This window comes from Mesorhizobium sp. M8A.F.Ca.ET.181.01.1.1 (assembly GCF_004792025.1).
Lineage (GTDB): Bacteria > Pseudomonadota > Alphaproteobacteria > Rhizobiales > Rhizobiaceae > Mesorhizobium.
This window is the reverse complement of record NZ_SRTV01000248.1, coordinates 1-300: the sequence shown is the minus strand read 5'-3', so window position 1 is coordinate 300 and position 300 is coordinate 1. Positions and strand designations below refer to the sequence as shown.

General features: G+C 42.7%; 1 protein-coding gene. It reads left to right on the top strand.

The window, feature by feature from the left end:
* The coding region (locus EN824_RS35740; protein ID WP_210236398.1) for a hypothetical protein at window positions 1-196 on the top strand (196 nt) is incomplete at its 5' end.
* Window positions 197-300 lie beyond the last annotated feature (104 nt).

The following is a 300-nucleotide window of genomic DNA, read 5'->3' as shown; positions in this document are numbered from 1 at the left end:
ACCACGCAAGCTTCTCCGCCCACGTTTCTCTTTATTCTCATATTCAATTGTAAAAAAACTGACCACCAAAAGCAGTCAAAAAATCAAATCCCCGAAACCATCAGGCCTCGAAACCAAACAAGCAACCAGCTCATTCCTTGATTTATTTAGAACGAAAGACTTCGTCGCCAGCAGCGCCGCCGCCCTCGTTCAGTGAGCGGACTTATAAGAGAACCCCACCGAACAAGTCAACAGGCGAAAATGCGAATTCTAAAAAAATCAGTCAAGCTATTGATAATAAAAGGTAGTTTCCAATTTATC